Consider the following 26,684-nt stretch of genomic DNA (forward strand, 5'->3'; position numbering starts at 1 on the left):
GAGACGGTGGGTGTAACGGACGACTTCGTTTGTCCACGGCCGAACATCCAGGAAATGACCGCGGACACGATCAGCGTGCCGCTAACGAAATAGAGTCCGAGCGAGTAGTCGCCGCTGACTTCGCGCAACTTGCCGATGACCATCGGGCCGATCGTACCGCCGATCAGACTGCCCATCGCGTTGATCAAAGCGATCCCTGCTGCCGCAGCGGAGCCGGAGAGGAACTGCGTGGGCATGCTCCACAGCGGCGGCTTCGCGGCGTTGATGCCAAAATTCGCGACCGACAGTCCGACGATCAGCAGCAGTGCGGACGGTGCATATCCGGCCAGCAGCATCCCCGCGCCCGCAGCCAGACATGCGATCGACACGTGCAATCGGCGTTCGCCGGTGCGGTCGGAGTTTTTCGCCCAGAGCACCATGCCGATAACGGCGACCACATTGGGAATTGCATTGACGAGTCCCAGTTCGAAATAGCTGAAGCCGAAGTGGCTAATGATCATCGGCGCCCAGATGCCGATCGCGTACAGACCTGTCGACGTGCCCGCATAAACGAGGGCGAGGGCGAGCACGCGCGGATCCTTCGTGGCCGCCCATACGCTGGATGCCGCGCTCGTCTTCTTGAGGGCGCGCTCCCTTTCCATCTCGAGCGTGAGCCACTCACGTTCGTCGGTAGCGAGCCAGCGCGCATCTTCAGGCTTGTCGGTCAGGAAGAAGTACGCGATCACGCCGAGCGCGACGGTCGGCAGCGCTTCGAGAATGAAGAGCCACTGCCAGCCATGAATTTGCGCGACACCGTCCATGCCCATGATGGCGCCGGAGATCGGCGAGCCGACCATGTTCGACAGCGGCGCGGCAGTCATGAAGATCGCCGTCACGAGCGCCCGATGCCGGGCCGGGAACCAATAGCTCAGATACAGGATGATGCCCGGGAAAAACCCGGCCTCCGCCAGCCCTAGCAGGAAGCGCAGCACATAGAAGCTATAGGGACCGCTGACGCTCGCGGTTGCCGCCGAGAGCGTCCCCCACACGACCATCAGCAACGCAATCCACCGCCGCGCGCCGACGCGCTGCAGCGCGAGATTCGACGGCATGCCGAACACGATGTAGCCGACAAAGAAGATTCCCGCGCCGAAGCCGAACATCGCCGGCGTGAGTCCGATGTCGTGATTCATCGTCAGGCCGGCGAAGCCGACGTTGACGCGGTTCAGGAAGCTCACGAAATACAGCGCGATGATGAATGGCACGATGCGCCACGTAATTTTCTTGACGGTGCGCGTCTCCAGCGCGTGCGCGTCCGGCACGGTAGGGCGTTGGGAAGGCTGGGGCATGGTTGTCTCCCGCCGGCGCGTTGCACGCGCCGGTCTCGTTATCAGGTTGAAATTTGCGTCGCTCGATGCTGGCGCACACGCGCGGAGGGCGCGTGCGCGTCTATTTACGAAGTGCTGCGTTGCTGGGCGGGAAGATCGATGCGCGCCCACGGATTGGCTGCCCAATGCCGCTTTTCAAACGCGTCGATCTGATCGGATTGCTGCAGTGTCATCTGAACCATGTCGAGACCGTCCATGAACATGCGTTTTTGCCTGGACGGGATCGAAAACGAATGGCGCTCGCCCGAGGCGGTCACGACAACTTCGTTTTCGACGTCGATCGACAATTGTTTGGTATCCGCATCAGCAAGTTCGGCAACGAGTGCATCGACTATTTCCGGCGCGAGCGTCACGAGCAGCAGGCGATTGTTGCCGGCGTTGAAGTAGAAGATCTCGCCGTAGCTCGGCGCGATGACCGCTTCGATGCCGGCTTGTTGCAGTCCCCACACCGCGTGTTCGCGGCTCGACCCACAGCCGAAATTCGAGCCGCCGATCAGAATGCGTGAGTCGCGATATTCGGGGCGATTCAGCACGAACGTCTCGCGCGGCTGACCGTGGTCATCGTAGCGCAGGTCGTAAAGCAGCCCGCGCGCAAGCCCCGACTTGTCGATGCCGAGCAGGAATTGCTTCGGCATGATCTGGTCGGTATCAAGATTGTTGATCGGCAACGGCGCGGCGGTGCCCTGAATGAGACGGCGATCAGCCATGTGCAAGCTCCTTGCGAATGTCGACGATATGACCCGCGATCGCGGCGGCGGCGGCCATTGCGGGACTCATCAGGTGGGTCTTGCTGCCGCGGCCCTGGCGGCCTTCGAAGTTGCGATTGGTCGTCGATGCGCAGCGCTCGCCCGGTGCCAGGACGTCGTCGTTCATCGCAAGGCACATTGAGCAGCCGGGCTGGCGCCACTCGAAGCCCGCGTCGATCAGGATATGCGCAACGCCTTCGCGTTCGGCCTGGTCGCGGACCATGCCGGAACCCGGAACGACCATCGCGCGAACCGATGCCGCGACCTTGCGTCCGCGCACCATGGCCGCTGCCGCTCGCAGGTCTTCAATGCGCGCGTTGGTGCACGAGCCGATGAACACGCGATCGATCGGCGTGCCTTCGATGCTGGCGCCGGCCGGAAGTGCGATGTAGTCGAGTGCCTTACGCGCGGTTGCTGCGTCGATGCCGGTTGCCGTATCGACTTCGGGAATGTGTCCGTCGACGGGAATCGCCTGGTCTGGACTCGTGCCCCACGTGACATACGGCGCGATTTGCGATGCATCGACATGATGTTCGACATCGAAAACAGCGTTGGGGTCCGAGCGCAGCGAGCGCCATGCGGCCGTTGCATGATCGAGTGTCGCTGCATCCAGATCGCGCACGCGGGCCCGCACGTAGTCGATCGTCGTGTCGTCCGGTGCAATCAGCGCGGCGCGCGCGCCGGCTTCGACCGTCATGTTGCACAGGGTCATTCGCGCCTCGGCGGAGAGCGAAGCGATTGTCGATCCCGCGTATTCGAGCGCGAAACCGCGGGCACCCTGAGCACCGATACGGGCAATGATGTGAAGTACCAGGTCTTTCGACGTGGTGCCAGGCGGCAGTTCTCCGTCCACGGTGATCCGCATGTCGTCCGCCACGCGATAGACGAGCGTTTGCGTCGCGAGTACGTGTTCGACTTCGGAGGTGCCGATCCCGAAGCCAAGTGCGCCGAGCGCACCGTAAGTCGTCGTGTGGCTGTCGCCACACAATACGACCATGCCGGGACGGATCAGTCCGATTTCCGGTGCGACGACGTGTTCGATTCCCTGCGCCGGATCATTCACGTCGAACAGATGGATGCCTTGCGTCACGCAGTTGCGTGTGAAATTCGAGGCTTGCTTCGAGGCGTCGACGATGTCGATCGTGCGGGCGGCAACCGGCACCGCGCGCGTGGGAATCACGTGGTCGACAATGCCCATCTGCTGCCGTGGCCGGCGCACGAGGACGTCTTTCTCAGCGAGCCCGGCGAACGCCTGCGGACTGGTGTACTCGTTCATGATGTGCAGGTCCGCATACAGCAGCACGTGCTGCTCGTCGAGGCGGTCGACCGTATGTGATGCGACGAGCTTTTGATAAAAGGTGTGCGGCATGGACTCCTCTGGCCGGTTGAATCTGAGGCGTGGGGCGCGGTCATGATCGACCGATGAGCAGGAGTCTAATTCGCCGATTCTGATATAGAATTCAGAAGAATTTAAACTACTTTTAAATTAGATTTATCAATGGATGCGGTTTCGGACCTCGAGTTTTTCGTTGCACTTGTCAAGCATGGCAGTCTGTCGGCGCTCGCGCGGGACGTTGGGGTCACGCCTCCCGCGGTGAGCGCGCGCCTTGCGCAAATTGAGCGGCGGCTCGGTGTGCGGCTGCTGAACCGGACGACGCGGCGGCTCAGCATGACGCATGAGGGCGAGCAATACCTGACGACAGGGTCGAAACTGCTCTCCGCGCTACAGGAACTCGACCGGACCATTTCAAGCAGCAGGGCGACGCCAAAAGGGCTGCTGCGCGTCAATGCGACGTTTGGCTTTGGCCGCCGTCACATCGCGCCGGCCATCGCAGCGTTTCATCGCCAGTATCCCGACGTCGAGGTGCAGCTTGAGTTGACGGACCGGCCGTTGAATCTTGCCGAAGCCGCGTTTGACGTCGGCGTCCGGTTCGGCGAGATTCCCGATTCGAGGTTGATCGCACGCAAGGTCGCGACGAACCGTCGGATGATCTGCGCGTCGCCGATCTACCTGCGCGCGAAAGGCGAACCCGATACGCCGCGCGATCTGCAGCGGCATCAATGCATCGTACTTAGGGAAAACGACACGGCCTACGGCACGTGGCATTTCAGTAAGGGGAAGCGCCACGAGACGGTCAAGGTGCACGGAGTGCTGAGCAGCAATGATGGCGAAGCGACGCTCGTCTGGGCACTCGACGGTCAAGGCATCCTGATGCGTTCGGAGTGGGATGCGACCACCTATCTGCAGTCCGGCCGTCTCAAACAGTTGCTGCCGGATTGGTCGTTGCCGCCGGCGGATATCTACGCGGTGTATCCAGAGCGGCTCAACCTGACAGCGAAAGTGACGGCGTTCATCGAGTTTCTCGAAGGCTTTCTCGGGAAAGGGCCGGGAGCGGGCTGAGAGACGGCCGCAAAAGCCGGCGCTTTCTCGCCTGCATGCGATTTGCACGCAGCCCGTAATCCGCGCCACAGCGATCTTGCACCGGGTGATGCACCGTACTCGTGCGCACCTGCACAACTCCCGCCCATTGCAGCGTGCTCGTGCGCTTGAGGCAAGCGCCCTGACTTCCTTCATACTGGATTGACCGGATGATGGCACGCTTCGTGCCTGCGAACGTGTCAAGCTCAATTGTTGCAAGTTGCAACTAATATAGCACGCTGGAATCGAAGATCAGCCTGTCGCAGATGCAGATCGCTTTCGCGTGCGCGAGGCATGGGTCGCCGAGCTTCATGCCGCGCGGCGCGTTGCGACTTTCTCTCTGACTTTTCTGTTACCACTCGCCGGATTTCACCAGGAGGGATCCCTACCCATGGAAGACTATTTTGTATTCAACGCCGGAAACGTGGTGTTGCAATCAGGTATCACCTTCAGAGATGCCAAGCTCGCTTACCAAACCTACGGAAAGCTGAACGCGGAGAAATCGAATGTCATTTTGTATATGACCTCGTTTTCCGCGCACCACTATGACATCGAGTGGATGGTCGGCCCGGGCAAGGCGCTGGACACCAACAAGTACTTTGTCGTGATTCCGAATCTGTTCGGCAATGGACTCTCGTCCTCGCCCAGCAACGCAACCGAGCCCTTTAACGGCAGCCGCTGGCCGAACTTTACGATTGCCGATAACGTCGCGATTCAACACCAGCTCCTGACGCAAGAACTCGGCATTGAAGTTTTGCAAATGGCATGCGGCTGGTCGATGGGCGGCTTGCAGGCGTATCAATGGGCGTCCATGTATCCGGACATGGTCAAGCGGCTGGTCGTGCTTTGCGGCGCGGCAAAGGCCTCACCGCACAACCAGGTATTCATCGAGGGTGTGCGTGCGACCCTGACGACGGATCCGGCTTTTCAGAACGGCACGTTCGTTGAGCGTCCCGAACGCGGTCTGCGGGCCATGGGTCGCAACTACGCCGCCATGGCGATGTCGCAGACCTTTTATCGCAACGAGGTGTGGCGGGAGGCCGGCTTTTCCTCGCTCGAAGATTATCTCGTGATGTCGTGGGAAGCGAATTTCCTGAAGCGCGACGGCAACAACCTGCTGGCTCACCTATGGACATGGCAGCATGCGAACATTGCCGCCAATTCCAGATATAACGGCGATTTTCACGCGGCGCTGAAGGCGATTACGGCAAAGGCGTTGATCATGCCGAGCGAAACCGATCTGTATTTCCAGGTGGAAGACAACCGTCTCGAGGTCGAGCAGATGCGGAACGCCAGACTCCTTCCCATTGTGTCGATATGGGGCCATCGCGCCGGCTTGCCCACAGCCAATGTGGACGATGCCGCGTTTATTTCCACTGCGATAACCCGGCATCTTGAAGACTGACGTGCTGGATGGGTGGCGGCTGTGTCGTCACATTTAAACCGCTCGCCTGGATCGTCGCAACCGTACAGGTTCGGCGAATTTCAAGGTTGCGCCCGGAATCGGTGCGACGGCGATATCAGGTCGCACAGTGCACCTTTCTCGCGCGCACGGCGCATGGTTTTTGCGCATCGCCGTGTACGCATCGCGATATGAAAAACGCCCGATCTGCCCATGAACTGGGGGGTTCATGCATCGTGGCACACTTCGTGCAAATCGAAGTCACATGAAATTGTAAATTGTTGGAAATTGCAACTATATCGACGAAATGCAAAAGCATTCGCACATTGTCGAAGGTGCCGTTTTCAGCGGCTGGGTCATCTGAACTTACGTTTCGATGCACTGAATGCGTTGTCCTGGAGCGTGGCGTCAGGCCTCCAGGCAAACGCGCAGCCCGACTCATTTCGTGTCACTTATTCGTACGGAGTTGAAGCATGAGTACCCAGAATTTAGGCGTCGCCACCCGCTTGCCGCTTGCACTCTCACTGCACAGCCGCTGGTGGCAGTTACTGTGCGGCCTCGTATGTGCGATGGTCGCGTCCAATCCTCAATACATCTGGACCTTGCTGACGCGCCCGCTGACAGCGCAACTCGGTGTGTCGCTGCCGGGTTTGCAGGTCACCTTCTCCATTCTGATTGTCTGCCAGACTTTTCTGTCGCCGCTAGAGGGCTATTTGATCGAGCGCTTTGGGCCGCGCTGGCTGCTGGCCGCGGGTGGCGCGATCACGGGGCTGAGCTGGGTGCTGACGAGCCGCGCCGAGTCTCTACTGTCCGTCTATCTCTGCTATGGCGTTCTCGGGGGAATCGGCGTAGGGATTGTCGTGGTCGGCACGATCGGACTGATGGCGCGCTGGTTCCCGGACCGTCGCGGCTTTGCGATAGGCGTCGTGATGGCGGGCTTCGGCATGGGCGCAATGCTCACGACGTTTCCGATCACCCATAGCATCGCCAGATACGGCTATCAACATACGCTGGTCGTCTTCGGCGTGATCCTCGGCGTGGTCGGCATACTTGCCGCGCTCGGTATGCGGCTGCCGCCCCCCGGCTATATGGCGGACTGGCGGCCGCAGAAAGGCGCCGCCGCCGTACCCGACACACGGCCCGGCAACATGCTGCGCACGCCATTGTTCTGGCTGATGTTTGTGATGATGTCGATGATGGCAACCTCCGGCCTGATGGTGACCTCGCAAATGGCAGTCTTCACGCGAGATTTCGGCATGTCGGGCGTCACCGTGTTCGGGCTCGCGGCGTTGCCGCTTGCGTTGACCATCGATCGCGTGGCGAACGGTGTGACGCGGCCTATGTTCGGATGGATCTCCGACCTGATCGGGCGCGAGCATACGATGCTGATCGCGTTCGGAATGGAAGCGATCGCGATGACCTTGTGGCTCACCTCGCGGCACGACCCGTTGCTGTTCGTGCTGCTGTCAGGCGTCGTTTTTCTCGGCTGGGGCGAGATCTTTTCGCTTTTCCCTTCGACGCTCACGGACACCTTTGGCGGCAAGCATGCGATCGTCAACTACGCGTGCCTTTCTTATGCGCAAGGCGTCGGTTCGATCCTGGGCGGACCGCTGGCCGCGCTACTCCACGAGCACACGGGCGGTTGGGACGGAGTGTTCGGCACGGCTATCGCGTTGGATAGTTGTACCGCTGTGCTCGCGATCGCCGCCCTCAGGCCGATGCGCCGCGCGTGGTTTGCCCGCGTCTCCCGGCGCGTGTAAGCTTTAGAAGTTGCAGTGTGCAACTGAATCAGAATAGCTGAATGGGAGACCAGCATGTCGAAGGCGCCGTATCCAAGACTGGAGCATTTGAACTTCCGCCTTGATGTACTGAGCGAGTTGGCCAAGGGCGTGGCGTCTGACCTTTACGAAGCCGAATGTGACGTAACCCTTCGCGATCTGCGCGTGCTGCGTTTCGTCGATATGCAGCCGGGCATCTCGCTCGGCCCGTTGATCGAGTTGACCTACCTTGAAAAAACGCTGGTTTCGAAGCTGGTCACCACGCTCGCCAATCGCGGCTTGTTAACGCGCTCTACCGGCACGACGGATGCACGTGTCATCAACCTGAACCTGACCAGGAAAGGCAAGGCAATTGTCCGCAAGTGCGATCGGATCGGCCAGAACTTCGACGAGCAGCTCATGTCCGTGCTGTCAGCGGAGGAAAAGCGAGTGCTTTTCGATTGCATCAACAAGCTGACGGAACACGTTGAGGAGGGCGGTGAATGGACGCGCCCGCCGGCCCGACGCAAACGCGCGGCCTGAATAGCGACATCGGGCCTGATTTTCCTTTCGCGCGTTGTGAGCGCAAGAAGCGATCTTGTGACAAATCGTCGATGGACTGAGTCTTTTGTGCGGACCAGAATCAAGACTCCGATCAGCACGAAGGAGTATGTCATGGGCCACGCGGAAGTCCGCGAGTTGCAGATTCCCCAACCAATCGGCGGACGCTTGCCGGAGCCGCCGGTATTCGCCAGCCTCGACGATGAACGGCAACATCGCAAGCTCAAACTCGCTGCAGCGTTTCGCATCTTTGCGCGATTCGGGCTGTCCGAAGGCATCGCGGGGCATATCACGGTGCGCGATCCGGAGTTTCACGACCGGTTTTGGGTCAACCCGTACGCGCAGCATTTTTCGTCAATCCATCCCGATGATCTCGTGTGCATTGACGACGAGGCCAACGTCTATCATGGGACCGGCCCCGTCAACGCCGCTGCGGCGGCGATTCACTGCGGCATTCACGGCGCGAATCCCGACGTCGTTGCAGCAGCCCATACCCATACCACCGCCGGCCGCGCGTTTTCAGCGCGCGCCCGGCTCCTTGCTCCGCTCAATCAGGAAGCCTGTCTCTTCTATGACGACCACGTACTGTTTCGCGGCGACGTCGTTGTGCTCGCAACCGAAGAGGGTCGCCGTATCGCGGAAACAATGGGTACAAGGCGCGCCGCCATTCTGCTCAATCATGGCTTGCTGACCGTCGGTTCATCGGTCGACGCCGCGGCGTACCGCTTCATTGCAATGGAACGTTGCTGCCAGGTGCAGTTGCTGGCCGAAGCGGCCGGTCCGATTGAGCCGTTATCGGACGAGGACGCGCGGGCAACGCGCGCGCAACTGGGCTCCGATTACGTCGCATGGCTCAACTTCCAGGGGCTCTACCAGCAACTCCTGCGCGACAGTCCTGATCTGCGCGAACTCGCGTGAACACGGACGTCCTCATACGGACGTCTTCAGTTTGACGCAAGCGATGTTTCGAAGGCTGCCGTGCTGTCGCGCTGGCAGCCTTCGCGATACTCGCAAACGGCCGCGACCAGCCATTGATCGAAGCGTCTAAGCGGCTCCCAGTCACGTTTCTGCTCGGGAAACGAATAGTAGACGGTTTCCGGATTCGGGATCGAATGAGGATGCACCTGGACGAGTGCGCCGCTGCGCAATTCCCGTTCGATCAGGATGCGCGGAAGCAAGGCCACGCCGAGTCCGGACATCGCGGCGTTGATGGCCATGATGAACATGTCGTAGTGCTGGTTCGCCGCGCTATGCTCAACGATCTGCACGGACGCGCTTTCGGACCATGCAAGCCATGCGCGCGGAAGATCGCGGGTGTGAATCCAAGGTAGCGTGCTGATCATTTCGCTGCTCAAGCTATCGCGCCTACCGATCAACCCGGGCGCGCACACAGCCAGAATCTTATCGTCGCTTACGAGCGGTTGCCCCGGCATGGCAGGCCACAGGCTCTGTCCGAAATAGATCGCGGCGTCGAAGCTTGAATTGTCGAAGAACGTCGGCTGGTCGCGTCCCATGATGTGAAGTTGCAGGTCCGGGTTAAGCTCGTAGAAATCATGCAGACGCGGAATCAGCCATTGGGACGCGAACGTGACGCCGACAGCCAACTGGATCTTCACTTCACTCTGCTGGCGCATCAGCTCGAGCGTATCGCGGCGAATCTGGTCGAGATGGACGCGAATTCGCCGTGCGTACTCTGCGCCCGCCGCGGACAGCACCAGACGCTGACGCACCCGCTCGAACAGCGGGATGCCCAGATGCGCTTCGAGTTCGTTGACCTTTTTGCAAACAGCACCGTGCGTTTGCGACAGCTCGAGCGCTGCTTTCGAAAAACTTTCATGTCGCGCCGCGGCTTCAAAAGCCTGCAACGCACTGAGACTAGGGACACCGCGGCGCATCGAAAATCCTTGCTGGCGAAAAGAAATGGGCAATGGATCGTTCGATGATAGTCCTAAGGCCGGCGAGGCGCTGGCCACGTCTATTCGCTGGCAAGCTGTGGCTGGCCAACTTTGCGCCAACGGCTCTCGAGCAGCGTGACCGTGATCGAGGCGATCACCATGGTCGCGGCAATGCCGACAAATGCGAGGACAAACGTGCCGGTCGTATCCTTTACCCAACCGATAAAATACGGCAGCAAAAATCCCGACGATACCCCGATGCTCGTGATCAGCGCGATGCCGGCCGCCGCGGCGCGATCGGTGAGGATGCGGCTAGGCAGTTGCCAGAAGGTCGTGATGCTGCAGAAGCAGGCCGCGGCGCCGATCGAGAGGGCGACGATCGACTGGTAGGGCGACTTCAGCAGCAGGGCCACCGAGAGCGCGGCCGCGCACACCAGCAGGGGACCGGCCACATGCCAGGCGCCGACCTGGTGGCGGCTCACCACACGGCCCCAGGTCAGCGTCGCGATAACGGCCACGCCGAATGGAATCGCCGTGATCAGCCCGATATCCATGAGGCTGTACTTCACCCCGAAAGTGCTCTCAAACGTTTTGATGACCTGCGGCAGAAAATAGAGCAAACCGATGATGCCGGCATTAGTGCCGAAGTAGACGACACCGAGCGCCCAGACTTTCGGATTGCCGAGCGCCTTCCATGCGCTGGACGGCGAGGTGGCGACCGCGGCCTCGGCCCGTTCGGCGGCTAGCGCCGCTTCGATCTCACTCTTTTCCTCAGCGGAAAGCCAGCGGCAGCGCGACGGATTGTCCGTCAGCCAGAAATAGGCGATCCCGGCGAGGATGATGGCGGGGAGCCCCTCCAGCAGAAGCATGGCGCGCCAGCCCGTGACACCGAACACGTTCGCATGTGCCATCAGCCAGGTTGACACCGGTGCCCCGAGCACGCCGGTCAGCGGAATGGCTGTCACGAACAGCGACATCATCCATACGCGATTGCGTGCCGGCATCCACAGCGTGAGGTAATACACCATGCCCGGGAACAGGCCGGCTTCAAACGCGCCAAGAAAGAAGCGGGCGATATAGAGCCAGCGAGAGTCGGGGACCAAGCTCGTCAGCGAGGAGAGCAGACCCCAGCTCAGCAGAATGCGCGTCATCCACAGCCTCGCGCCAAACCGATGCATGCACAGGTTGCTCGGCACTTCGAACAAAATATAGCCGAGAAAAAAAAGGCTTGCAGCGAAGCCGAACTGCGCCGTCGTCATGTGGAGCTCGGCGTTCATGGTCAGCGCCGCATAGCCGATGTTCGCGCGGTCAAGCTGGTTCGCGATGTACATCACGATCATCAGCGGCGCGAGCCGCCAGGCGATGCGTTTCATCAACCGATCAGAAATCGCAGGTTTGCGCAGCCCAAAATCCATGGCTTCCTCCAGAATTACGCGTTGCGGAATGCTCTCGAGGATGATTAAGCGCCCTGACCGAGGGTACGACAATGCACGAAAAATATTGACTTTGTGAGCAAACGTCACAGATCGGCGCGGCAGCCTGACCGATCATCAATTCGCCCCATGCGTGTTCTCAGTCGGCCACTCCTTCGCCTGGTAGCGTGCGGCCGGATTCGTTTGGGCTGGCAGTGGATGGCGTGCGACCGAGAAACCCCAGCACGACAAGCGCGGAGGCCAGGGTGATGGCAACAAGAATATGAAGCAGGACGCGGAATGCGCCATCGTATGCCTGTGCGAGAACGGGCTGCCCCAGCGCGGGCAGCAGCGCGGCGGCATGCGGCAGGTCGCCGGTTGCCACGCGTTGGGCGGCTTGCGCGGCGGCATCGCGCGAAACGGACGGGAACGCAGCGAGCGCATCGGATAGCCTTAAACGTGTGAGGACCGCGAGGATCGCGCCGGCGATGGCGAGCGTCATACCCTCTCCGGCGACACGTGTCGTGCTGAAGATGCCGGTTGCCATGCCCGCGCGTTCCTTTGGCACGACGCTGATCGACAAGCCATCCATCAGGCCCCACGGCAGGCCGGCGCCGATTCCGATGATGAATAGCGGAACCGTCATGGCACCGGATGGCGCACCCGGCGCGATGCCGCTGAACCAGAGCATACCGAGCGCCGCGATGACGAGGCCGACCGCTGAAATGACACCGGCCGACATCCATCGCGTGAGAAATGCGGCCGTGATGGGCACAAAGAGCATCGGCGCCGATAGCGAGAGCATCATCAAGCCGGCTTCGATCGCGGAATGCCCTTCAATGCCGATAAATCGCGTGGGTAAGACCAGCAGCAGGGTGACGTAACAAAATGCCGTCGCGAGAGGGAGGACCTGCACACCCACGAAGCGCGGATAGCGAAACAGCGCCAGGTCGAGCATGGGCCGCGCAGCACGTTTCTCGATCCAGACGAACGCGATGAACATCGCCACGGCGCCTGAGAACAGTCCAATGATGAGAGGGCTGCTCCAGCCGCTTTCCGGCCCTTGCAGCAACCCGAAGGTGAAGAGTGTCAGTGCGGCGGTAAAGCTGGCGGCGCCGGGCCAATCGAGACCCGTGGCATGGGGGTCGTACGATTCTCTCAGCTTCGGAACGCCGAGTGCGAACCCGGTCAAGCCGATTGCGGCATCCACCAGGAAGAACGAACGCCAACCGAACGTCTCCGTGAAGAAACCGGCGAGGAGTGGCCCGAGCGCCAGGCCGAGGCCGAAGGTGGTGCCGAGCATGCTGAACGCGCGGGCGCGCTCATGTCCGTCGAACTCCTGCGCGAGTGCCGCCGAGGAGCCGGCCAGGACCAATGCGGCGGCAATGCCCTGGAGCGCGCGCAGAACATCCACCCACAACAAAGTCGGCGCCGCGGCAATCCCAAGTGAGGTCAAAGCGAAGAGCACCACGCCCAGGGCGAAGACACGCTTTCGTCCGAACAGATCGGCAAGCGCTCCCGAGGCCATCAGACTGCTGCCGAAGCTCAGCATAAAGGCGTTGAGAATCCAGTTCACCGCCACGGGGCTGCCGCCCAGCGCGGTGCCGATGGCTGGCGCGGATACGGCCGCGCCGCCGAAATTCAGCGGCAGCACGAGCACGGCGATGCAAATGCCCACGAGGATCAGCATCTGTTGCGAGGCGCTACGGGGGGCGGCTGCGGCTACTGTTGGCGTGACACCGGCCGAGGCGGCCGGCCGTACTGCGGACGGGGTACTGCTTTTTTCCTGCACGGACTATCTCTCTGTTCAACTTCGACGGTTTTGCCCATCAGGGCATGCAAATTCGCGACTCGATTCCGCGCTACTGCGATGCGGTTCGCGTATGGCCACTCACCTCCCGGCCAGCATCCGGTTCTACGCCGATAAAGTAGAGGACCGAGATCAGCACCAGTACTGCCACCAGCAGGAAGGCGAGCCGGAAATCAGCCAGTGAGAGTTGTGCATGATTGCCATGAATCAGGACCGCTGCGTGCAGTGCGATCGCACCAAATGCGATGCCGAGGCCAATGCTCATCTGCTGGACCATGCTAAAGAAGGTGCTCGCCGAACTCATTCGCGCCGGCGGAACGTCCGCAAACGCGAGCGTGTTGATGCTGGTGAATTGCATCGACCGGCACAGGCCGCCTGCCACCAGCACCAGCATGATCAGCGCACGCGGCGTGTCCGGCGACAGCAGGCTGCACAAAGCGATGGTGGCAGCGGTCAGCACCCCGTTGACGATCATGACCTTGCGAAAGCCAAAGCGTTTGAGGATCGGCGTGGTGAAAGTCTTCATGCCCAGATTGCCGGCCGCGTACGCGAGCACCAGCAAACCCGCGGCGAATGCATTCAACCCGAAGCCGAGTTGGAACAGCAGCGGTAACAGGAAGGGTGAGACGCTAACCGATACGACATATAACGAACCGCCGTCGAGGGTCACGCGGAACGTCGGAATTCGCCACGGCGAAAGATCGATCAGCGGATGTTCGGCGCGGCCGAAATGCCGTATGGCGAGGATGGCCGCGACGAAGCCACAGATCAGGGCGGCGGTCGTGATGCGCCAGTCGCTATGCAGTTGCCCGATCAACACCATGCCGTACATCAGGCACGTCAGCGCGATACCGCTCAGCACGAACCCCGGCACATCGAAGGGACGGCGGGTGGGTTCGCGGTAGTTCGGAATGAAGATGACGGTTAGCGCGAGGCCGAGTAAGCCGATCGGTATGTTTAGCAGAAAGATCCAGCGCCAGCTGAAATAGGTCGTGATAAACCCGCCCAATGCCGGACCCAACACCGGTGCGGCGAGGCCGGGCCAGGTGATATAGGCGATCGAGCGCATCAGGTGACGTTTCTCGGTGCTGCGCAGCACGGCGAGACGGCCTACCGGCACCATCATTGCGCCGCCGATTCCCTGCAGGATCCGCGCAATCGTGAATTCGACGAGGCCGTTACTCAATCCGCACAATATGGAGGCGCCGGTGAACACGATGATCGCGCCACCGAACACCGAACATTGCCCAAAGCGGTCGGCTACCCATCCGCTGATTGGAATGAAGACCGCGAGCGCCAGCAGATAGGCAGTCATGCCGATACTCAGGCTCACCGACGTGACGCCGAACGTGGCAGCCATGTGGGGCAGAGCGGTTGCGATCACCGTCGCATCCAGGTTCTCCATGAAATAGGCACTGGCGACGATCAGCGCGATGATGACGGGCTGGCGGCTTGACAAAGACATGGGCGAAGAACGGAATTCGGGTTGTGCGACGCGCCCTCAAACGCCTCGGGTCGAGCCGTTTGCAGCAGGTGGCGGTCAAAGATGGGACTCGCTTCGCGGCAGCCTGAGATAATGCATGACTGCGCCCGGGTGGCTGGCGAGACTCTTGCTCGTACCCGGTCGATATACTCTACCAAACCATAAGTCGTCATGTGAAGACTTATTTTGCGAAAGCGATGGAGACAGGAGCGTCATGAAGGCCAAACTCAGGGATGTTGCAGAGCCGGGCGGCAAGACCGCAGCGGGTCGCGCGCCGGTCAAGCGGCCAATGAAGAAAGCACCGCAGCGTCTGCCGCGCGCCGAGCGTCAGGCGCGCGTGCTGGAGAAGGCCGCCGAATATTTCGCCGAACATGGTCTGAACGCGCAGACTCGCGCAATTGCTGACGCCTGCGGCGTGTCGCAGCGTTTGCTGTATAGCCTGTTCCCTAGCAAAGCCGCGTTGATCGACGAAGTTTACAAGCGCGAAATTGTGGGGACCTTCAAGGCGATGTGGTTTGTTCAACTGAAAGACCGCAGTGTGCCGATTGAAAGCAGGCTCAATACTTTCTATCGCGACTACTACGACACGCTGCTGACGCGGCAGTGGCTTCGCCTGTTCCTCTACTCTTCGCTTGAAGATTTGCAGATGGCGCCTACGTACACGAACGCCGTCGTGACCCATGCGCTCGAGATCATCGTCACTGAGACGGCGCACGAGTTGGGACGTGGCGTACCGGCCGACCCGGCTCATCTGACCGAGGTGGGCTGGCTGCTGCACGGCGCGGTATCCCACCTCGCGATTCGCCGCCGAATTTATTCGAACGACAACACCACGCCCAGCGACGCGGTGATTGCGATGCACGTGCGCGCCTTCCTCACAAGCGTGCCAGCGCTGCTTCCGGCGCTGGACGGCTCCTGAGGGGGAGGCGTCGTGGATCACTTCGCCGCAGCAGAGCCTAGCCGCGCCCCACAAACGGCATATTGCTAGCCATCACCGTCATGTTCAGAACGTTGGTGCTCAAGGGCAGATTGGCGATGTAACGGACCGCTTCCGCAACGTGTTTGACATCGAACATCGGTTCCGCTGCCATCGTTCCATTGGCCTGGCGTACGCCGCGCGTCATGCGCTCGGACAGTTCCGTCAGCGCATTGCCAATGTCGATCTGACTGCAGACGATGTTGAACTCGCGGCCGTCGAGCGCGATGCTTTTCGTGAGGCCAAGCACGGCGTGCTTGCTAGCCGTGTAGGGCGAAGTGAACGGGCGTGGCGCGTGTGCCGAGATCGACCCGTTGTTGATAATGCGGCCCCCTTGCGGCGATTGCTTTCTCATCAATCCAAAAGCGGCGCGAGCGCAGAGGAACACACCGGTCACGTTGGTATTGATGAGATTTATCCAGGTCTCAACGGGTAGTTCATCCATCGGCACAGCGGGCGCATTGACGCCAGCATTGTTGAACAGCACGTCGAGCCTGCCGTAGGTGCGCTCGATGGTGCCGAAAAGGGCATCCACACTGGCTGCGTCACGAACGTCGGTCACCACGGCGAGGGCTTCCTGGCCCGCGGCTTTTGCTGTCTCGACGAGCTCAGCGAGCGGCTCGGCACGGCGGCCAGCAAGCACTACGCAGAAGCCGTCCGCGAGAAGCGCCGTTGCCGTGGCTCGGCCGATACCGCTGCCCGCGCCGGTAACGAGCGCAATCCTTTTGGTGCTTGAGTCAGTCATGATCTCTATCTCCGGGAATTAGATTGATAGGTGCATTGCGGCAGGCCTCAAGGATAAGCAATAAACCCTGACGCAACCTGGACGCAACGGCGTAGGTCCTGGACAGATCAACGTACGTCGCCCTATAAATCGCAACTAACCGTCTGACACTTCGGGCGCCCACCACCCACGGCGGCCCGACGGCGCAGGTCTTCAGACTGATGTCTCGCGCCGGTCAGCATAACGGCGCCTCTCTGTGATCGGCGTCAAAACCTGTGTCCTAACCCCGCTGCAACGACGACCTGCTGATCAGTGGATCAAGGGCTTTGGCCGCTGATGTCGGCAGTGAGTCCCGAGCCATCGCTGTCGATGTGCTGGTCTGAGGCTGGGCTGGCTGGGCCGCGTGCTAACTGCTGGCGGCGGGGCTGGCGGTGTTGCTGGCGATGCGCGTCTGACCGGCGAGGCCGTCGATCAGCACTTGATGGTGTCCGCGCGAACACTGCTCGATCCGCGCTTCCACGCCAAAGACTTTCGCGAGATTCGCCGGCGTGACGACTTCGGCGGGTGGTCCGAAGCGCACGATGCGTCCTTCGTGCAGCAACATCGCGCGCTCGCATGCGCGCATCGCGGCGTTGATGTCATGCAGCACCACGATGGTCACGATGTCGCGTTCGCGCGTGACGTCTTGCAGCACGCGCATGACGTGAAACTGATGGTTGAGATCGAGCGCGGAAAGGGGTTCGTCGAGCAGCAGCACCTGCGGGTCGCGCACCAGTGCCTGGGCGATACCGACGAGCTGGCGCTGGCCTCCCGACAACTCGTCGAGTGAACGCGTGGCCAGATCGTCGATGCCGAGCTTTTTCAGCACGGCATGCGCATACGTGACGTCGTCGTGCCCTGCGGTCCGCGGGAGCTGAAACGACTGCCGCCGCGTGGCGCGGCATGCGACCAGCACCGACTCGAGCACCTGCAGCCGCACGCCTGCCGGAAGTGCCTGAGGCAAATACACGACGCTATGCGAGCGGGCATTGGCCGCCGACAACGCAAGCGGCTCGCCGTCGAGTGAAAGGGTCCCGGCGCTCGCGCGCGTGAGCCCGGCGAGCGCGCGCAGCAAGGTGGACTTGCCGCTGCCGTTCGGCCCCAGCAGTGCCGTAATCTTGCCGCGCGGCAACGGGCCGGCCTCGAGCGCGGCGAGCACCTGTCTGCGGCCATACCCCACGCTCAATGCGTGAATACCGAGGCCGCTCATCCCAGTTCCCCCTGCGAGCGCACGACAATGCCGAGAAAGAGCGGAATGCCGACCAGCGCCGTGACGATGCCGACCGGGATCAGCACACCGGGAATGATCAGCTTCGACGCTATGGATGCGAGCGACAGCATCAGCGCGCCAAACAACATGCTGCCGGGCAGATAGAAGCGGTGATCTTCGCCGAAGACCGCGCGCGCGATATGCGGCGCGATCAGCCCAATAAACCCGATCGTCCCGACAAACGAAACCGCCAGCGCCGACAGCACCGACACGCGCAGCAGCGTACCCAGCCGCAGCCGCCGTACGTCGATGCCGAAACTGGCGGCGCGATCTTCGCCTAGTCGCAGCGCGGTAAGCCGCCAGGCGTTGCGCATCGACATGGGCAGCGCAAGCGCGAGTGCGAGTCCGAGGACGCCGATCTTCGGCCAGTCGGCGCGCACGAGCGAGCCGAGGGTCCAGAACACGAGGCCTTGCAGCGCATCGGCGGAAGCGATGAACTGCATCAGCGCGACCAGTGCGTGGAAGGCGAACACCAGCGCGATGCCCATGAGCACGACGCCAGCCGTGCTCATGCCGCGCCAGCGCGCGACCGCATCGAGTAGCAGCGCCGACAGCAGCGCGAATACAAAGGCATTGGCTGACACGATCCAGGTTTGCGAAACGCCGGGAATCGCGACATCCAGCACGATTGCCAGCGACGCCCCGAACGCCGCCGCCGCCGATACCCCGAGCGTATAAGGGCTGGCGAGCGGATTGTTGAGCACGGTCTGCATCTCGGCCCCGGACAGGCCAAGCGATGCGCCCACCAGCACCGCCATGACTGCGTACGGCAGGCGGATCTGCCAGACGATGACACTTGTCGCCGGGTCGGCTGAGGCGCGATGGAGTACCGTGTGCAGCAGCGTGTCGAACGGCAGCCCCGACGGCCCCGACCGGAGATCGAACAGGAGCGAGGCCGCGATCAGTGCCGCCACGACGATCAGCGCGACGACGCGCCGCTGCGTGAGCTGCCGGTAGCGGAGCACGCTGGCGTCGTGCGGAATTGCGTGAGTCTGAAGTGTGGACATCGTGAGGAAGTTCAGTGCGCGGCGAGCGGTGCGTCGACCCAATAGGCGCCATCCGGTGGCACGGCGAGGAAGCGGCGATACAGTTCGTCCTGGGTCGCGTGCACGTTGAGGTCCTTGAACTGCTGCGGATAGAACCACTTCGCGAAGGCTTCGATGGCCACGATGTTGTACGGCGAATCGTAGTAGTTGTGCGAGATGCCGTGCACGCGGCCGTCGTGGATCGCCTTGATCGTGTCAAAACCAGGCCGCGCGATCAGGGCGGCCAGACTCGCCTGTGCAACCTGCTCGCTCGTCAGCGCACCGACACGCAGCGCAGCGAGTCCCGGTTTGGTCCGGCTGCCGGTCGCGATATACACGTCCGGGCGCGACGCGATGATCTGCTCCATGCTGACGTCGCCGAGCACACCGGGAACCAGACCCGCTGCGATATTGTGCCCACCCGCTGCCGAGATGAACTCGCCGAAGTTGCCGTTGCCCGCCGTGTGACAGCAGCCTGCGTCCCATGCGCCCGCCAGCAGGTCGATGAAGACCTTCGGCCGCTGGTCCTGCGGAATCTGGTTCACGACGCTCTGCACGCGCGCCAGATGCTGCTGGTAGAAGCGGATGTAGTCGTCCGCTTGCTTCTCACGATGCAGCACCGTGCCCAACAGCTTGATACTGGGCAACGTGTTTTGCATTGGATGCAGACGGAAGTCGACGAAAACGACTGTTGTGCCGGTCGATTCCAGTTGCTTCACGAGCGCGTTGTATTGTCCTGGACCATGGCCGCCCAGGCTGAAAATCGCCAGATCGGGCTTCAAGCTCAGTGCCTTTTCGGCGCTGATGCTGTCTTCAGTGGCCTTGCCGATTAGCGGGATCTGTCTGATCTCCGGAAACTTCTTCGCGTAGGCGTCAAAGGTTTGCGGGTCCATGGTCGGCAGGTCGCCTTGCCAGCCAACGATGCGTGCCAGCGGATGCTGACCTTCGAGCAGGGCCACGGCAGTGAGCAGCCGGCTTTCGCCCAGCAGGATGCGGTGCGGCTCGGCGGGAATCGCGACGGTGCGGCCTGCGAGGTCGGTGACCGTCCGCGGTGCCTGAGTAGCCGGCGCCTGCGTGGCAGCGCACGCGCCGGTGCTCGTGACGAAGGCGCCAAAGGTGAGCGCGACGCAGGCCGTCAATGCGCCAGCCGCAAGCGTCAAGGGCCGGCGAACCCGAGAAAAGCGGAGAATCGACATGATATAGTTCTGAATGAGAATGATTGCCATTTGCGGGTCCTACTTTAGCGGCGCGATGTAATGGCAATGTGTTGAAACACTGCTGTTTTGTAATGGAATGTGTTGAGCGTGGTGACGCTCTGCATAGGCCACGTAAACACCACTCAACGCAGACCATGCCGCGAGAAAAGGCCTTCACGATGGACCACATACTCGTCGTCGACGACGATCCCGACATCCGCCAGTTGCTGCGCGACTATCTGCATGACATGGGCTATGCGGCGAGCGCCGCTGAAAACGGCGCACAGATGAAGCAGATCATCAACAAGTCGCGCGTGGATCTGCTGGTGCTCGACCTGATGCTGAACGGAGAGGATGGTCTCGACATCACGCGCGAACTGCGTCGCGAGCACAGCTTGCCGATCATCATTCTGAGCGCGCGCGGCGGTCTGCTCGACCGGATCCTCGGTCTCGAGATGGGCGCGGACGACTATCTGCCGAAGCCTTTCGACCCACGCGAACTCATCGCGAAGATCAAGGTCGTGCTGAGACGCACCCGCAGCGTGCCCGGCGCGCGTCCGGCCGATTCGCTCGAGTTCGTGAGCTTTGCCGGTTGGCGGCTCGATACGCGCATGAAGCAGATGCTGTCGCCCGACGGCGTGATCGTCTCGCTCGGCGGCTCCGACTATCGCACGCTGCGCGCGCTGCTGGATCACCCGAACCGGCCGCTGTCGCGCGAGTTCCTGCTCGACCAGGTATTCGGCAAGGAGCGCACGCCGCTCGACCGCTCGATCGACGTCTGCGTGAGCCGTCTGCGGCACTATCTGAAAGACGAGGCGCGAGGCGCGAAGCTGATTCGCACGGTGCGCAACGAGGGCTACATGCTGGTTGCCGACGTCGCCTACGAAGCGTGAGGCGCGACACGCGATGAAACTGCGCCTATGGCCCGACACACTGTACGGGCGGCTTGTGCTGATTCTGGTGGTCGGCATGTTTGCCGGACAACTTTTGACGAGCACCATCTGGTTCGAGACCCACGACAGCCGCACCCTTGAAATTCCCGCGCGTCTCTTTGGGAGCCGTCTTGCCGATACCGTGCGGCTGCTGCAGCATGCACCCGATGACGCCACGCGCCGCGCTATTGCCACGCAGCTAGGCGATGCGCGCTACCGGTTGCAGTGGATCGATGCGCCGGCCCCGGCGCCCGCTGGATCGGTCGCGAGACAGGCAGTCGGCGATCTGATCTCCGGTGTGATGCGCCGCCGTCTTGGCGAGCCGATCGAAGTGCGGCTAATCGACGCTGAGTTGCGCGGCGACGCGGGCCACCACACCGGCATTCTCAGCCTGTTCGATTCGCGTATGCCGACGGGCGACTTTCATGTGCAGATGAAACTGCCGCAGGGTCAGTGGCTCGACGTGCAGGCCAACGAGGGCCAGGCGGGTATGCAGACCGAGCCGCGCGCGCTCGTGCTCGACTATCTCACGCGGATCTATCTGCTTCGTCTGGCGGCCGTGCTGCTGCTGGCGCTGGTGGCGGTGCGCTTTGCGGTGCGTCCGCTGCGGCAGCTCGCGAAGGCCGCGGACGCGCTCGGCCGCAATATCTATCGGCCGCCGCTGTCGATCAGCGGCCCACTGGAAGTGCGCACCGCGGCGCAGTCGTTCAATGCAATGCAGACCCAGTTGATCGATGGCATCAGCGCCCGCACGCGCTTTCTAACCGCCGTTTCACATGATCTGCGCTCGCCGCTGACGCGTTTGCGGTTGCGTGCCGAAATGCTGCCCGATCCGGCGTGGCGGGAATCCATGCGTGGCGATCTCGAAGACATGGAAGCGATGGTGCGCGCGACGCTGGACGCGGTTCAAGGCGTCGAGATCACCGAGCAGCGTCATGAGATCGATATCGATTCGATGCTCGAAGGGCTGGCTGAGGATGCGCGCGAGGCGGGGCATGTGGTGGATGTCGAGGGGCGCGCGTTGCATCCATTGAATGGGTATCCGCGCAATCTCAAGCGCTGTTTGCAGAACCTGGTGGATAACGGAATTCACTACGGCGATCGGGTCAAGATCCGGGTGACGGATCTGGGGCACGCCGTGCAAATCGTCGTGAGCGATAGCGGCCCTGGTATTCCCGACGAGACCATGCTTGAACGGGTGTTCGAAGCCTACTTCAGGCTCGATGCGTCGAAAGACGGGAAAAACCAGGGTACAGGTTTGGGGCTCACCATTGCGCGGAGCATTGCTGCCGCGCATGGCGGAACCCTCACGTTGAGGAATCGCGAGGACAGAGGTCTGGACGCGGTGCTCACTTTGAATCGGGACGACTAGGCCGGGGCCACGCTGCGCATTGACGCAATGCCGCCTGCCTTGCGACATACGATTTGATGCGCCGATGCGTTGCGAGTAGAGAACGCGTGTGCGCAACCTGCAAGAAAGACGCGCCAGGTTCTGTATTTGGTCTCGCCGACAGTCTGACGAATGCGCTCAGTGTGCTGCTCATAACGCTCGGCCCAGCATCTCAATGTCGTTGCACAGTATCGTCCGAGATTTTGCACGTCGACGGCCTCCAGGCCGCTTTCGTGCAATGCGCGAGTCACTCCGGAGATGTGAGAAGGCTCACCGGACGGAAACATGAATCCGCCGAGGAATTCGCTTCCTGACGCCTGTGTGTCGCCCTTATCGGAGTCAGGGGGCGTGATGCGATGGTCTATCAGTATGCCGTTGTCCGCAAGGAGGCCGCGGACCTTGGAGAAGTATGATGGGAGGGCGTCTCGTCCAATGTGCTCAAACATTCCGACACGCGTTATCCGCTCAAACCTTCCACGGACATCGCGATAGTCCGCGAGCCTGATTTCGACCTTATCGCTCAGGCCCGCCGCTCTAACCCTTTCGGTTGCGAGCTGGTATTGATTTTCCGACAGCGTGACGCCAACGCATCTTGCCCCATAAGTCGCGGCAGCGCGCATGACTAACGCTCCCCAGCCACATCCAATGTCCAGGAGTCTCTGGCCGGGTTGAACGTCTATTTCACTGAGAACGCGATCGATCTTCTTGAGTTGAGCTTGATCGAGCGTTTCATTGCCGTTCTCGAAGTAGCCGCACGAGAAAACCATCCTTTCATCCAGCCAGAGCTTGTAGAAGTCGTTGGAGACGTCATGATAATAGCGGCTGGATGTTTTATCTCCTTGCCGGCTGTGGTTTGTCCGGCTGGCCGGTCTGGAACGCGCCGGCATGCGATACACCGCGTCGACGACTTCTTCGAGCTTGCCGTCCACATCGATGCGCTCTGTGACGTACGCCTCAGTGAGCGAGTCCACGTCCGAATTGAAAAGCAGCGGAAGGGCTGACGGGTCGCGAACATGAACGCGCACGACCGGGCTTTCAAACACGCCAAGGTCAAAACTTTTTCCGTTCCAAAGGTTCAACTGGATTGGAAGATTGTGGCCACGGCGAATACCGGTTACCCAGGTTTCGATTCCCAGGTTCATTAACTGATTCAACATTTCTCCTTCCTTCGGTTCCGTGTCGTTGATATTCCACTTTCCTCCGGCCGGGTACCCCTTAGTCGCTGGCGTGAACACCACCGGTTTGTTTCATTGAAGTCTGTTTGTCCGGCGACTGAAGAGTTTGCACAGCACGGACTTTCTCCAGTGTTTAGGTGCGATGTTCGTTGCGGCTCGGACGCTTGTGCGCCGAGCCACGGGACGTCTAGTGATGAACGGGGACGACCTTGCCGCGGAACAGGTGGTATTGGTACAGGTTGTAGCCAATCATGATTGGAAAGACGGTGCCAATTCCGAACAGCATGAAGGTGAGTGTCGAACTATCGGAGGCTGCCGACGCCACACTCAGTTGGCCTGGAACAATATACGGGAAGAGACTGATCGCCAGACCCGAAAAGGACGCAATAAACAGGATCGCGGAGCCGGCAAAAGGACCGTGTTCGCTGCCCATGTGAACCGAGTACAGGATGTAGCAGACGGCCAGGGCCGCGAGTACGGCGAGTCCAATCAGTATGTTTAACACCCCATTCTGGTCCCAGCGGCTGATGCCGACCGGGCTGATGACCAGTGTTCCGGCAGAGACGACGATCGCGGCGGTCACGGTTGTGAAGACGGCCGTGATGGAATAGCGCCGTGCTGTCTGTTCCAGATTGCCGGTGGTCTTCTTCACGAGCCATGTTGCACCGAGCAACGCGTATCCAGACACCACGCCAATTGCAGTAACCACGACGAAGAGCATGTGGAGATGGCCGGGAAGCAGACCCGTGAGAATCCTGCCGAGGATCACACCCTGGCAGATTGCCGCGAGCAGGCTGCCCACACCAAAGATACGGTCCCAGACGGGCTTGCTGCTTGTCGCGGCGTGCCGGAATTCGATGGCCGCACCACGCATGATCATGCTCGCGATCAGCACCATGACAGGAACGTACAGATCGGACAATATCATTGCGTACGCGGACGGAAACGCGCCGAATAACGCGCCGCCGAGTGCGACAAGCCATGTTTCGTTGGCATCCCAGACATGGCCGATCGATTGAATCATGAGATTGCGCTCGGACTCCCTGGGGCGAAACAACGTAAGGATGCCGACGCCGAGGTCAAAGCCGTCGGTGATGACGTAAAGCACGAGCATCAAGCCGATTATGCCGAACCAGGCGTGACTTAATAAGCTCTCGGTAGAAGCTGGATTCATTGCAGTACCTATCTGGGTGAATTTAAACGAGTGCGGCGCGAGTCCTGGTATTCGACCGAGGCGTGAGATGCGGCCCGCGGAGTCGTCTCAACCGGTGGCATCAACGTGAGGTCCGGGCCTTTCTTTAACCAGCGGCGGGCAAAGATAAAGAACGACGTGATCAGAATGGCGTAGAAGGTGGCAAACATGATCATGCTGCCGCTGATCGCGGTTGCCGATATGTTGGAAGCAGCCTGTTCTGTGCGAAGCAGGCCGTAGACGACCCACGGTTGACGACCCACCTCGCGGACAATCCAGCCGCATTCAACCGCGATATACGGCATCGGAATGGCGAGCACCCATGCGAGCAGCAATTTGCGTTGGGCCAGCAGCGCGTCGAGGCGTCCACGTGCCTTGCGCATTGCGAAGACGGTCCAGAAAGCCAGCACCATGAAGAGGAAACCGATTCCCGCCATGACGCGGAACGCGTAATACAGCAAGGGAATCATCGGAGGTTGATCAGCAACCGGGATGTCGGCAAGGCCCTTCACCTGACCGTGCAGCGTGTGCGTGCCGAGAACACTGAGGAGTCCAGGAACTTCGAGCGACCAGTCATTGGTTTGCTTCGCTTTGTCGGGCCATGCGAGCAAGGACCACGGTGCACCCGTACCCGGCGCATTGGTCTGCCAGTGGCCTTCGATCGCTGCGCCCTTGGCCGGTTGCGTTGCAAAGACATCGACCCCGCTTGAATCGCCTAGCCAGATCTGGACCGGGGCGATGAACGCAAGGCACACCAGCGCGACTTTGAAAGAACGGACGAAGAATTCAGGGTTGCGGCGCTTCAGGAGACAGTAGGCAGAAATGCCGGCGATCACGACCAGTCCGGTTTCGAGCGCCGCGAACCACATATGCGAAGCGCCCCACACCATGTCGGGATTGAAGATCGCCTTGGCGTAGTCGGTGACCACCAGTTTGCCGTTGAGCACTTCCACACCGGCGGGGGTCTGCATCCAGGAGTTCGCGACCATGATCCAGAACGCCGAAAGGGTCGAACCCAGAGCGACCATGCTGGTAGCAAACAGATGCACACCCTTGGGCACACGTTCCCAGCCGAGCATCATGATGCCGACGAAGCCTGCTTCGAGCATGAACGCCATGGCGCCTTCGAAGCCGAGAATGTTGCCGAAGAATTGTCCGGTGTACTCGGAAAACGGTCCCCAGTTAGTACCGAACTGGAATTCCATCGGGATGCCGCTCACCACGCCCACGGCGAAATTGAGAACGAGAAGCTTGCTCCAGAAACGTGCGTGGCGATACCAGACCACTTCGTTGGTTCGAACCCAGAGGGATTCGACCACCAGCAAAAATGCCGACAGACTGATGGTGAGAATCGGCCACAGAATGTGGAATATGGCCGTCATTGCAAACTGGCCTCGCGCCAGATGTAAAGCTTCTACAGGCATTTCGGTCACCAAAAAAGCGAATTGAAAGGCAAGCGCGCCAGGCGGCGCGCGGCTGATCTAAAGGGCGTGGCGTTATGCGGCCGCGGCGGGCGGCCCGGAACGATGAAGCAAAACCGGGATCGACTTGGAGGTCGGCGTATTGCACACGTCTCCGACACTGGACAATGGAACCAGCGGGTTAGTCTCCGGGTAATAGGCTCCAATGCAGCCACGCGGAATGTCGTACTCGACGAGCAGGAACGAGTCGGCACGTCGATCAATGCCGTCGTTCCAGACTGTCGTCATGTCGACCCAATCGCCAGCCTTGAGGCCAAGCATTTCCAGATCCAAGGGATTGACGAACACCACCCGGCGCTGTCCGAAAACGCCGCGATAACGGTCGTCGAGAGCGTAGATCGTGGTGTTGTACTGATCATGCGAGCGGGTGGTCATCAACGTCATGACGCGTTCGCCGTGAAGTTCCTTGGCGCGGCGGATGGGCGTGTCGGT

The 26,684-nt window shown here is 61.0% G+C and carries 23 protein-coding genes; 8 read left to right on the forward strand and 15 right to left on the reverse strand.

All coding sequences use genetic code 11. The annotated features are described in order from the left end of the window. The 3 genes from QOC89_RS08625 to leuC all read right to left on the reverse strand — a co-directional run. On the reverse strand, positions 1-1,328 hold a 1,328-nt coding region (locus QOC89_RS08625), incomplete at its 3' end, for an MFS transporter (RefSeq protein WP_323044637.1). A 104-nt stretch (positions 1,329-1,432) separates the two neighbouring features. After that, positions 1,433-2,074: a 3-isopropylmalate dehydratase small subunit gene (gene leuD, locus QOC89_RS08630; protein ID WP_323044638.1), complete on the reverse strand. Its 642-nt coding sequence runs from the start codon at positions 2,072-2,074 to the stop codon at positions 1,433-1,435. Further along, positions 2,067-3,482: a 3-isopropylmalate dehydratase large subunit gene (gene leuC, locus QOC89_RS08635; protein WP_323044639.1), complete on the reverse strand. Its 1,416-nt coding sequence runs from the start codon at positions 3,480-3,482 to the stop codon at positions 2,067-2,069. Before leuC ends, leuD begins: the two co-directional genes overlap by 8 nt. Positions 3,483-3,611: 129 nt before the next feature. Between leuC and QOC89_RS08640 the strand changes: the two genes are divergently transcribed. The 5 genes from QOC89_RS08640 to QOC89_RS08660 all read left to right on the forward strand — a co-directional run bounded on the left by QOC89_RS08640 (position 3,612) and on the right by QOC89_RS08660 (position 9,170). After that, positions 3,612-4,514 carry a LysR family transcriptional regulator gene (locus tag QOC89_RS08640; protein ID WP_323044640.1) on the forward strand — a complete coding sequence of 301 codons (903 nt, stop codon included), beginning with the start codon at positions 3,612-3,614 and terminating at the stop codon, positions 4,512-4,514. A 409-nt stretch (positions 4,515-4,923) separates the two neighbouring features. Then, positions 4,924-5,937: an alpha/beta fold hydrolase gene (locus QOC89_RS08645; RefSeq protein WP_323044641.1), complete on the forward strand. Its 1,014-nt coding sequence runs from the start codon at positions 4,924-4,926 to the stop codon at positions 5,935-5,937. A gap of 470 nt (positions 5,938-6,407) precedes the next feature. Then, positions 6,408-7,694, forward strand: coding sequence for an oxalate/formate MFS antiporter (gene oxlT / locus QOC89_RS08650; RefSeq protein ID WP_323044642.1), 1,287 nt, complete (start codon positions 6,408-6,410; stop codon positions 7,692-7,694). 54 nt (positions 7,695-7,748) lie between these two features. Then, complete coding sequence (locus QOC89_RS08655; protein ID WP_323044643.1) at positions 7,749-8,234, forward strand: MarR family winged helix-turn-helix transcriptional regulator; 486 nt, start codon at positions 7,749-7,751, stop codon at positions 8,232-8,234. 132 nt (positions 8,235-8,366) lie between these two features. Continuing rightward, on the forward strand, positions 8,367-9,170 hold the full coding sequence (locus QOC89_RS08660) for a class II aldolase/adducin family protein (protein WP_323044644.1): 804 nt from the start codon (positions 8,367-8,369) through the stop codon (positions 9,168-9,170). Between the two features lie 26 nt (positions 9,171-9,196). Here QOC89_RS08660 and QOC89_RS08665 read toward each other — a convergent pair whose 3' ends face one another. From QOC89_RS08665 to QOC89_RS08680, 4 genes are all read right to left on the reverse strand, one after another. Continuing rightward, positions 9,197-10,147, reverse strand: a complete 951-nt coding sequence (locus tag QOC89_RS08665; RefSeq protein ID WP_323044645.1) for a LysR substrate-binding domain-containing protein — start codon at positions 10,145-10,147, stop codon at positions 9,197-9,199. Positions 10,148-10,227: 80 nt separating this feature from the next. Beyond that, a complete protein-coding gene (locus QOC89_RS08670; protein WP_323044646.1) occupies positions 10,228-11,520 on the reverse strand; it encodes an MFS transporter in 1,293 nt (430 codons plus the stop codon). Between the two features lie 199 nt (positions 11,521-11,719). Continuing rightward, positions 11,720-13,249 carry an MFS transporter gene (locus QOC89_RS08675; RefSeq protein WP_323044647.1) on the reverse strand — a complete coding sequence of 510 codons (1,530 nt, stop codon included), beginning with the start codon at positions 13,247-13,249 and terminating at the stop codon, positions 11,720-11,722. Between the two features lie 172 nt (positions 13,250-13,421). Then, positions 13,422-14,834 carry an MFS transporter gene (locus QOC89_RS08680; RefSeq protein WP_323044648.1) on the reverse strand — a complete coding sequence of 471 codons (1,413 nt, stop codon included), beginning with the start codon at positions 14,832-14,834 and terminating at the stop codon, positions 13,422-13,424. 232 nt (positions 14,835-15,066) lie between these two features. On the opposite strand from QOC89_RS08680, the gene QOC89_RS08685 reads away from it, so the two are divergent. Beyond that, positions 15,067-15,771 carry a TetR/AcrR family transcriptional regulator gene (locus QOC89_RS08685; RefSeq protein ID WP_323044649.1) on the forward strand — a complete coding sequence of 235 codons (705 nt, stop codon included), beginning with the start codon at positions 15,067-15,069 and terminating at the stop codon, positions 15,769-15,771. A 37-nt stretch (positions 15,772-15,808) separates the two neighbouring features. Here the strand turns inward: QOC89_RS08685 and QOC89_RS08690 are convergent, their stop codons facing one another. From QOC89_RS08690 to QOC89_RS08705, 4 genes are all read right to left on the reverse strand, one after another. After that, positions 15,809-16,573: an SDR family oxidoreductase gene (locus tag QOC89_RS08690; RefSeq protein WP_323044650.1), complete on the reverse strand. Its 765-nt coding sequence runs from the start codon at positions 16,571-16,573 to the stop codon at positions 15,809-15,811. A 385-nt stretch (positions 16,574-16,958) separates the two neighbouring features. Beyond that, on the reverse strand, positions 16,959-17,801 hold the full coding sequence (locus tag QOC89_RS08695; protein WP_323044651.1) for an ABC transporter ATP-binding protein: 843 nt from the start codon (positions 17,799-17,801) through the stop codon (positions 16,959-16,961). Further along, positions 17,798-18,868 (reverse strand): iron ABC transporter permease, encoded by a 1,071-nt coding sequence (locus QOC89_RS08700; RefSeq protein WP_323044652.1) that lies wholly within the window; start codon positions 18,866-18,868, stop codon positions 17,798-17,800. Before QOC89_RS08700 ends, QOC89_RS08695 begins: the two co-directional genes overlap by 4 nt. An 11-nt stretch (positions 18,869-18,879) precedes the next feature. Then, complete coding sequence (locus QOC89_RS08705; RefSeq protein WP_323044653.1) at positions 18,880-20,112, reverse strand: ABC transporter substrate-binding protein; 1,233 nt, start codon at positions 20,110-20,112, stop codon at positions 18,880-18,882. 149 nt (positions 20,113-20,261) lie between these two features. On the opposite strand from QOC89_RS08705, the gene QOC89_RS08710 reads away from it, so the two are divergent. Continuing rightward, complete coding sequence (locus QOC89_RS08710; RefSeq protein WP_323044654.1) at positions 20,262-20,975, forward strand: response regulator; 714 nt, start codon at positions 20,262-20,264, stop codon at positions 20,973-20,975. Positions 20,976-20,988: 13 nt separating this feature from the next. Beyond that, positions 20,989-22,386: an ATP-binding protein gene (locus tag QOC89_RS08715; RefSeq protein ID WP_323044655.1), complete on the forward strand. Its 1,398-nt coding sequence runs from the start codon at positions 20,989-20,991 to the stop codon at positions 22,384-22,386. Here the strand turns inward: QOC89_RS08715 and QOC89_RS08720 are convergent. The 4 genes from QOC89_RS08720 to QOC89_RS08735 all read right to left on the reverse strand — a co-directional run. Continuing rightward, the gene (locus QOC89_RS08720; RefSeq protein ID WP_323044656.1) at positions 22,383-23,561 is read right to left on the reverse strand and encodes a cyclopropane-fatty-acyl-phospholipid synthase family protein; all 1,179 of its coding nucleotides are present in this window, start codon (positions 23,559-23,561) and stop codon (positions 22,383-22,385) included. The genes QOC89_RS08715 and QOC89_RS08720 overlap by 4 nt on opposite strands. A 205-nt stretch (positions 23,562-23,766) precedes the next feature. After that, entirely contained in the window at positions 23,767-24,753 is a 987-nt protein-coding gene (gene cydB, locus QOC89_RS08725; protein ID WP_323044657.1) for a cytochrome d ubiquinol oxidase subunit II, read from the reverse strand. An 8-nt stretch (positions 24,754-24,761) separates the two neighbouring features. Continuing rightward, the gene (locus tag QOC89_RS08730) at positions 24,762-26,195 is read right to left on the reverse strand and encodes a cytochrome ubiquinol oxidase subunit I (protein WP_323044659.1); all 1,434 of its coding nucleotides are present in this window, start codon (positions 26,193-26,195) and stop codon (positions 24,762-24,764) included. Positions 26,196-26,267: 72 nt separating this feature from the next. Next, positions 26,268-26,684, reverse strand: a 417-nt coding sequence (locus QOC89_RS08735) for a molybdopterin dinucleotide binding domain-containing protein (protein WP_323044658.1), incomplete at its 5' end; no start/stop codon positions are given.

Source organism: Paraburkholderia sp. (genome assembly GCF_034668105.1).
Taxonomy (GTDB): domain Bacteria; phylum Pseudomonadota; class Gammaproteobacteria; order Burkholderiales; family Burkholderiaceae; genus Paraburkholderia.